Here is a 5,778-nt window from a genome sequence, read left to right as displayed (position 1 = left end):
GACGATGAAGTCGCGGTTCATCTACTCGTCCTCTTCGTAGGTCTTCAGGCGCTTCCTGGGCCGGCGTGCCGGCGGGGGCGTGGGCGGGTCGTTGTGGGGTCGTGGAGTCGTGGGGATGCGGTCGTTGATGTCCTTGCGCAGCTGCCGGCGGCGGGCTCGTCGGGCGGTTTCGATGTCGTGGAGGCTGTAGCGCTGGTTCGGGTGGGCCTCGTCGATCGCTGTGCAGACGAAGGTGTCGTGGTCGTAGACCCGGATCTCGGACAGGTCGCGGGGGTCGTAGCGGATGGTGACCGTGCGTCCGACGAACGAGGCGAGCGTGGGCGAGAGGTAGCGCTGGCCTTGGAAGTGGATTCCGTCGCGCTGGACGGTGCGGTGCTTGGAGACCTGCAGAAGGAGCCCGTCGAGCTCCTCGAGACTCTCGGGTAGTCGTGGCAGCCATCCCTCTGCGATCCAGGCCGCCTTCGGGCTCGTGCGGATCGCGGTGTGCGTGCGCTGGTTGTACTGGCCGACGAACTCCCCGACGGCCCGGTCGAGACCAGGAAGGTCCAGCACCGGCACGGGGCGCCGGTGTCCCGGGGTGAGGTGCCCGGGCAGGGTCGCGAGCACCTCGGTGTTGACGGTGTGGAAGAACCGCTCGATCTTCCCTCTGCCCTGGGGGCGGGCGACCGTGGAGTGGATGATGCGGATCTTCAAGGCGATCGCGGTGTACTCGAGGTGATGGCTGGTGAAGTCGCTGCCGTGGTCGACGTAGAGGACGTCCGGGATGCCGCACATCGGCCAGGCGGGATCGCTCTTGGGCCAGATCGCTTGGCGCAGCGCCAGCGCGGTGTTCATCGCCGAGGGTGCGCCCTCGAAGACCATGTATCCGCAGATCGCCCGTGAGTAGTCGTCCATGACCGTGGTCAGCCAGGGTCTGGACGGTCTCTCGCTGGGGTCCTTGATGAGGATGTCGAGCTCGGTGTGGTCGACCTGCCACAGGGCATTGGGCCGCTCTGCGCGGTGACGGAAGACGAGCTCGTGGCGGTCCCGGTAAGACGCTGGCCCCTCGAGCGCGAGCGTCACCATCCCGGGATCTAGTGCTTGCACGATCGACCGCACCGTCGCGTAGCTCGGCATACTCACGCCTCTTCGTGCGGCCTCGACTGCGGTCAGGCGATGCAATGTCGCGATGCTCGGGCGGGGCTTGGTCAGGGCCAGGTGCTCCACGAAGGCCACCAGCTCTGGCGCTGTGCGCCGAGTTCCGGCGTCGGCGCGCTGCGATCGTTCGAGAAACGAGACGCCACCGGCTCGGTAGCGGCTGTGCCAGCGCGAGAGCGTTCGCTCTCCTATGCCGGTCTCGCGTGCAAGGCTCGCCAGGGGATGCCGTCTTCGACGTGGAGCCGCAGGATCTTCCACTTCTGCGACCCGTCCATGTCACGCCTGCGCGATGCTCTCGCGAGCGGCGGCGTTTCGCTGGTGGCGGTAGAGCGTCGCCCGTGACCACCCCACCAGGCGCGCCGCCTCCTCGGCAGTGCGGCCCTTCGCTCTCTCTTCGGCGGCGATCGCGAGCTTGCGATCCACGACCTCGGGATTCACGGGCGGCCGTCCGAACTTGGTGCCCTGCGCGCGGGCCGCGGCGATTCCCGCGTTGACGCGCTCGGTGATCAGCTCTCGTTCGTATTCCGCCAGCGTTGCCAGCATCCCGAGCATGAGCCGGCCCGACGAAGTCTCGGGATCGATCCCGTCGGAGACCGACTGGATCTTTACCCCGCGGTCCCGGAGCAGGTTCACGGTGTTGAGCACATCAATCAGCGACCGCCCCAGTCGGTCGATCCGCCAGACCACCACTGTGTCCTCAGGCTCGGCGTAGGCCAGGAGCTTCTTCATGCCCGGACGCTCCGCTGCACTCTTCGCCCCGGACGTCACATCCGAGAACACATCCCGCTTCTGCACCCCGGCGGCAAGGAGAGCATCGAGCTGCAGCGCCGGATCCTGCCCCGTCGTCGACACCCGCGTGTACCCCAGAAGCCTCATCACCACATGATGCCTCACAAACTCGCTGCTCCGGAAGATCTGAGACGAAACGCGGTGCGACGACTTCACGAGACGCTCTGCGCCGCTATCGGCCCAGTTCGAGACGAGCCCACCGCGGCTCGGTCGCATGTCTCGTAAAGCTGTAAGTAGATGAGCCGCAATCTTTGGGTCGGCGCGATAAGCCGTCAACCACCGAATGGAGGTAGGTTTAGCCGACCCGCCGGCCCTTCCCCCGCTTCGACGCTCGCCCGAGGTGGCTGTCGCGACCTTGGACCTTTTGGCCACCACCCTCGGGGACCGTCCCGACTTTCTCCACGTCCACGTGGATCATGCACCCGGGATAGCGGGTGGTGATCGGCCCCTACCGGCACAGGTTCTCCCCGTCGGGGATGATTTCGCGGATCCGGTTCAGGCCCAGGCGGTCCAGCCAGCGGGTCACGGTCCGCACGCAGCATTAGCTCCCTTTGCCGTCAGCGAGCTCGCGGGTGATCCGACGAGCAGACCACTTCATCGTCCGCCGCCAGCGCTCGATCAGCTCCACCACCCATCCCTCCAGGTGGCCAGGGCGGTGCGCGGGGGCGAAGGAGCGGTCCTCAAAGCCGACCCCGCCGAGGTCGCGGTAGCGCCAGACACCCTTCGAGAGCGTGGCGCGGGCGATGCGGAACTCCGCGGCGACGTGCGCGACCAGACGATTCCGCTCAAGCACCTGGGCGACCGCGCGCTGCCTTCCAAGCGTCGTCATGACCCGCAACATCTAGACCGAAAGACCACATTCGGTTCGAAGCAAGGGGAGTCGGAACGGGACACGGGGTGCCTCATGCTGAGCAAGAGCTGTGACCAGAGCCTCCGAGGGTAGACGGCCGGCGTGAGCAATCCATGAGGATCGGCTCAAGGTCCGTATGGATTCCGTGAGGACACTCGCCCTGGTGCGGCGGAGGGTGTGTGCTCGGGAACCGTGCCGCACCTCGGCACGCGACCGCCGGACGGCGGTCGCCCCTCCTCCGAACGGAGTCCTGCTGTGCTCGACGTCCTCTCCGTAGCCGGCGTGATCGCCCTGTTCGCGGTCGTCGCCCTCATCGCGCGGGGGGTGGAGAAGCTGTGATCGTGCTCGAGATCCTCGCCCTCCTCCTCGGTCTCGCCGCAGTCGTGTACCTGTTCATCGCCCTGCTTGCACCGGAGCGTTTCTGATGGACTGGCTCTATCTCATTGCAAGCGTCCTCACACTCGTCGTCGCTCTCGCGGTCGTCTACCGCCCCATGGGCGACTACATGGCATGGGTGTTCACCACCCCCGTCTCCTCACGGCTGGAGGCGCGTCTGTTCACCGTCCTCGGCGTCGACGCTTCTCGGGAGCAGTCCTGGCCCGCTTACCTGCGGTCCGTGCTGCTGTTCTCGCTAGTGGGCGTCCTGGCGCTGTTCGGTCTCCTGCGCCTCCAGTCCCTGCTGCCCTATTCCTTGGGCAATGAGCCGATCAACCCGGGGGTCGCGTTTAACACCGCGATTTCCTTTGTCACCAACACCAACTGGCAGGCGTACTCCGGCGAGGACCTCTCCTACACGGTGCAGTTCGCCGGCCTCGCCGTTCAGAACTTCGTCTCGGCCGCCACCGGCATCGCCGTCGCGGTCGCACTGGTGCGAGGGCTGGCCCGGCGCAGGACAGGCACGCTCGGCAACTTCTGGGTCGATCTTCTACGCGGCACCTTTCTGGTGCTGCTGCCGATCTCGATCCTCAGTGCGACCGTCCTGATGGTCGGCGGCGTGGTGCAGAACTTCCAGGGCTACGTTGACGTAACCACCGTGGCCGGCGGGACGCAGACGCTCCCCGGCGGTCCCGTCGCTTCTCAGGAGGCGATCAAGGAGCTCGGTACCAACGGCGGCGGCTTCTATAACGCCAACGCCTCCCACCCCTTCGAGAACCCGACCGGCTGGACCAGTCTGCTCCAGGTCTTCCTCATCCTGCTGATCCCCTTCTCCCTCCCGAGGACCTTCGGGAAGATGGTCGGCGATCACCGTCAGGGCTACGCGATCGCCGCGACGATGGGCGTGCTCTACCTCGCCTCGGTGACCGCGCTGACCGCCTTCGAGTTCGCCGGGCAGGGCACCGCCCCGGAGCTCGCCGGCGCCGCGATGGAGGGCAAGGAGACCCGGTTCGGGCTGCCCCAGTCCGTGCTGTACGCCGCAACGACGACGCTCACCTCGACCGGCTCCGTGAACTCGATGCACGACTCGTACACGGCGCTGGGCGGCATGGTGCCGATGGTGAACATGCTCCTGGGCGAGATCGCGCCGGGCGGTGTGGGAGCCGGGCTGTACGGAATGCTCGTCATCGCGATCATCGCCGTGTTCGTGGCGGGCCTTCTCGTCGGCCGCACCCCCGAGTACCTCGGGAAGAAGATCGGTCCCCGGGAGATGAAGCTCGCGAGCCTCTACATCCTGGTCATGCCGCTGCTGGTGCTCGGCGGGGTCGCTCTCAGCTTCGGGATCCCCGCGCTGCGCGCCAGCATCGAGAACGTCTCGCTGACCAACACCGGCTCGCACGGCCTGTCCGAGGTGCTCTACGCCTTCGCCTCGGGGGCGAACAACAACGGCTCCGCCTTCGCGGGGCTCACCGCCAGCACGCCGTGGCTGACCATCGCGATCGGCGTGGCGATGCTGCTGGGCAGGTTCCTCCCGATCGCGCTGGTGCTGGCTCTGGCCGGCTCGTTCGCCGCGCAGGACCGGATCCCGGCGACCTCCGGGACCCTGCCCACCCACCGCCCGCTGTTCGTGGGCCTCACAGTCGGCACGGCACTGCTCGTGACCGCCCTCGTCTTCTTCCCCGTCCTCACCCTGGGTCCTCTCGCTGAAGGGCTGTTGTGACCATGTCGACCATCGACAAGACCATCCACTCCGAACACTCCGACCCGTCCAATGGGCCGACGACCTCGTCGTCGCCGGCGCAGCCCCCTGCGCCGCGCCGCACCCTCGCCCTCGCGCAGCTCCGCGCCGCCCTGCCGGGCGCGCTGCGCCGGATGAGCCCCCGCGCCCAGTGGCGCAACCCCGTCATGCTGATCGTGTGGGTCGGTGCGGCGCTGACCAGCGTGATGACCGTCGTCGAGCTGCTCGGCAACGGGCCCGCCCCCTCCGGCGGCACTGCAGTGCCGCCGATCTTCTCCGCGGTGATCGCCGTCTGGCTGTGGCTCACCGTGCTCTTCGCGAACCTGGCCGAGTCGGTCGCGGAAGGGCGCGGCAAGGCCCAGGCCGCAACCCTGCGCCGCACGCGCACCGATACTCCCGCGCACGTGGTGGCCGAGTACGACGCCACCGCTGACGCTTCGGCGGAGACCGCGGACCTCGAGGAAGTCTCCTCCGCGGATCTCAAGAAGGGAGATGTCGTCGTGGTGACGGCGGGTGATCTCGTGCCCGGTGACGGCGACATCGTCTGGGGCATCGCGAGCATCGACGAGTCCGCGATCACCGGCGAGTCCGCGCCGGTGATCCGCGAGTCCGGAGGGGACCGGTCCGCCGTCACCGGCGGCACGCGGGTGCTGTCCGACCGGATCGTCGTACGCATCACCTCGACGCCGGGCCAGACCTTCGTGGATCGGATGATCGCTCTGGTTGAGGGGGCCGCCCGGCAGCGCACCCCCAACGAGATCGCGCTGAACATCCTGCTTGCGTCCCTGTCGATCGTGTTCGTCACGGTCGCCCTCACGCTCAATCCCATCGCCTCCTACCCGGCGAGCCCCGCCTCGATCACGGTGCTCGTGGCGCTGCTGGTCTGTCT

The 5,778-nt window shown here is 67.7% G+C and carries 7 protein-coding genes; 4 read left to right on the top strand and 3 right to left on the bottom strand.

Annotated features, from left to right (window positions below):
- Positions 1–21: 21 nt before the first annotated feature.
- The 3 genes from ACTICP_RS15600 to ACTICP_RS15590 all read right to left on the bottom strand — a co-directional run bounded on the left by ACTICP_RS15600 (position 22) and on the right by ACTICP_RS15590 (position 2,755).
- Positions 22–1,116 (bottom strand): Mu transposase C-terminal domain-containing protein, encoded by a 1,095-nt coding sequence (locus tag ACTICP_RS15600; protein WP_441893919.1) that lies wholly within the window; start codon positions 1,114–1,116, stop codon positions 22–24.
- 297 nt (positions 1,117–1,413) lie between these two features.
- A complete protein-coding gene (locus ACTICP_RS15595; protein ID WP_070500692.1) occupies positions 1,414–2,013 on the bottom strand; it encodes a recombinase family protein in 600 nt (199 codons plus the stop codon).
- Between the two features lie 454 nt (positions 2,014–2,467).
- Positions 2,468–2,755 (bottom strand): leucine zipper domain-containing protein, encoded by a 288-nt coding sequence (locus ACTICP_RS15590; RefSeq protein WP_246821578.1) that lies wholly within the window; start codon positions 2,753–2,755, stop codon positions 2,468–2,470.
- A gap of 198 nt (positions 2,756–2,953) precedes the next feature.
- Between ACTICP_RS15590 and ACTICP_RS15585 the strand changes: the two genes are divergently transcribed.
- The 4 genes from ACTICP_RS15585 to ACTICP_RS15570 form a co-directional block, all read left to right on the top strand.
- On the top strand, positions 2,954–3,115 hold the full coding sequence (locus ACTICP_RS15585) for a hypothetical protein (protein ID WP_441893916.1): 162 nt from the start codon (positions 2,954–2,956) through the stop codon (positions 3,113–3,115).
- Entirely contained in the window at positions 3,112–3,201 is a 90-nt protein-coding gene (locus ACTICP_RS15580; RefSeq protein ID WP_070500676.1) for a potassium-transporting ATPase subunit F, read from the top strand. Before ACTICP_RS15585 ends, ACTICP_RS15580 begins: the two co-directional genes overlap by 4 nt.
- Positions 3,201–4,871 carry a potassium-transporting ATPase subunit KdpA gene (kdpA, locus tag ACTICP_RS15575; RefSeq protein ID WP_441893914.1) on the top strand — a complete coding sequence of 557 codons (1,671 nt, stop codon included), beginning with the start codon at positions 3,201–3,203 and terminating at the stop codon, positions 4,869–4,871. The genes ACTICP_RS15580 and kdpA overlap by 1 nt, the downstream gene beginning before the upstream one ends.
- A 2-nt stretch (positions 4,872–4,873) precedes the next feature.
- Positions 4,874–5,778 (top strand): P-type ATPase (locus ACTICP_RS15570; RefSeq protein ID WP_441893912.1); only part of this gene is annotated, 905 nt, incomplete at its 3' end.

Origin of the sequence: Microbacterium sp. (assembly GCF_052102115.1) — a bacterium.
Classification (GTDB): Bacteria; Actinomycetota; Actinomycetes; order Actinomycetales; family Microbacteriaceae; genus Microbacterium.
The sequence above is the reverse complement of the archived record's forward strand: the minus strand, read 5'-3'. Positions and strand labels throughout refer to the sequence as shown.

Excerpts from the sequence above, each read along its gene's own strand:
- ACTICP_RS15600 (WP_441893919.1), bottom strand. The coding sequence starts at position 1,116 with ATGCCGAGCTACGCGACGGTGCGGTCGATCGTGCAAGCACTAGATCCC.
- ACTICP_RS15595 (WP_070500692.1), bottom strand. The coding sequence starts at position 2,013 with ATGAGGCTTCTGGGGTACACGCGGGTGTCGACGACGGGGCAGGATCCG.
- ACTICP_RS15590 (WP_246821578.1), bottom strand. The coding sequence starts at position 2,755 with ATGACGACGCTTGGAAGGCAGCGCGCGGTCGCCCAGGTGCTTGAGCGG.
- kdpA (WP_441893914.1), top strand. The coding sequence starts at position 3,201 with ATGGACTGGCTCTATCTCATTGCAAGCGTCCTCACACTCGTCGTCGCT.